Annotated in this window: 2 protein-coding genes; both read right to left on the reverse strand. The window is 32.8% G+C overall.

Features of this window, described 5'->3' with window-relative positions; genetic code table 11:
* Positions 1-271: 271 nt before the first annotated feature.
* Positions 272-856, reverse strand: coding sequence for a hypothetical protein (locus FGF67_RS16775; RefSeq protein WP_139698908.1), 585 nt, complete (start codon positions 854-856; stop codon positions 272-274).
* Between the two features lie 149 nt (positions 857-1,005).
* Positions 1,006-1,521 (reverse strand): SusC/RagA family TonB-linked outer membrane protein, encoded by a 516-nt coding sequence (locus tag FGF67_RS16780; protein ID WP_139698909.1) that lies wholly within the window; start codon positions 1,519-1,521, stop codon positions 1,006-1,008.
* Between the last annotated feature and the right edge of the window lie 270 nt (positions 1,522-1,791).

Here is a 1,791-nt window from a genome sequence, read left to right on the forward strand (position 1 = left end):
GTTTTCCTGTTGTAAGTTCGTCTAAAATTTTCAGTTTAAAAGGTTCTGAATACCGTCTGATTACTTTGTCATTTTTGTACATAATGTTTGAAATTATGTAGCCTTTATTCAGGACGGGTCAAAATGCATTACAACGGTCTTGTGTATGGAAAGTTGCGTGCTTGTGTGCGAGGATTTTCCGAAGGAAAATCAGAAGCTAGTAAGCAAAGCAACTAACATTGGTTAAGCTAAAAATAGCAATTTTTTATACACGGTGTTACCTACAGTATTTTTATTTTTTATAGTTATGGTGAAAATATATTACGTCAAGAAATAATTTCCGATACATCATTTTTTCAAATTTTTTTTCGGGAATACTGTTTAGAGCATTTGCTAAATTTCCATCATTGAAGTTCAGGTCTCCAGATTTTTCAATCTCCCATAAAGATTCCATTACTTTATATTGCCAACTTGTTTTGTCTACAATTTTTTCTCTTAAGACAATTTGGTCGTAGCATTTTAATTGCGCTTGTCCTATGAAAGGTAATAAGAGAAATGGGTCAAATCCAAGTTGCAATTTTAACTTGTCAAAAAAATCAGAATCAATGTCTTTGTTTTTTATTTTGTCAAATAACTTCAGATATCCATTTTTAGTTATATCGGTTAAATAGCCTTCTTTAACTAAAGCTAGTTCCAATAATTTATGGATATTCTTTTTGTCAGTCAGATTTCCTCCAGCTGGTCCGTTTTCAATTCGTTCAGAGTATTTCGATTCAATACAGATTTCAAATTCTTTATCAGCTAAATCTGATGAGCTTTTTTTTGAATCACATGATATGATAAATACTAAAATTATTATTTGAAGCAGTTTTTTCAATATTGTAGGTAACGGTTTGGGTATGATTTCGGCGTGGAATCGTCCGCAGGACTATTCCGCAGAGAAATCAAGCTAATTTAATGTTTTTACTCTCGGTTTTTGCACTGTCGCCACGCTGAATTATAGCCGGTGTTGGCAACTGGCATTTTTTATTCAGTCGGCATTTTCGTCGATATGTAAATCAGTTCATCATAATTATCCGATGTGAATTCCTTTATTGCGCTCGGTTCCGTTATTGTTCCAATTCCGATTATCTTGCTTTGGTCAATTTTTTTATATTCATCGACAGATATTATTTCTCCGTCAAGAACATATAGAGTTTTCTTGTCCGACTTTGTATTTGCTATTTCTCTTTCTTTTAATTTGGTCGTTAATAAAACAACTCCGTTTTTACCTTTTTCTCCGTATATATTTACAGTGTTTTCTTTTTTCAAATATTCAACCTTTGAAATATCTTCTTCAAGTAATAGGAACCAACCGTCATTCATTGTTTCATATTCAACGGCATATCCGTCGATAACCAGTAAAGGATTTTCCGTAAGTGAATTATCGACTTTCACGGAATTAATATAATTCGCCAAGTAAGTGTTGTCAGATTTCTTTTGGTTGCAGGAAATACATAAAAAAATCAGAAGTAATGTTATGGTTTTTGTTATTCGGTTCATTTTTCAGCGTATTTTTTTTAGCTTGTTGCCAACGATCTCGGCTATGAGTAGTTGCGTGGGTTAACACTTAATTTAGCAAGTACACACCAAACTGAAAATCCGCGAGGATTTTCAGAAGTAGGCGAGAACAAGCAATTACTTATAGCCATTGTTGGCAGTAGTTTTTTTTCCGATTAATATTTTTATGTCACTAAATAAATAAGCTCCAGCTATAGCAAGACAGGCAATTGCATAAATTATTTTTCCATCTGGGAAAAGTAAGAATATGGC

The organism is Allotamlana fucoidanivorans, assembly GCF_006265225.1.
Lineage (GTDB): Bacteria > Bacteroidota > Bacteroidia > Flavobacteriales > Flavobacteriaceae > Allotamlana > Allotamlana fucoidanivorans.

What these genes read in the sequence shown, in the direction of transcription:
- FGF67_RS16780 (WP_139698909.1), bottom strand. Translation starts at nt 1,521, where the DNA reads ATGAACCGAATAACAAAAACCATAACATTACTTCTGATTTTTTTATGT.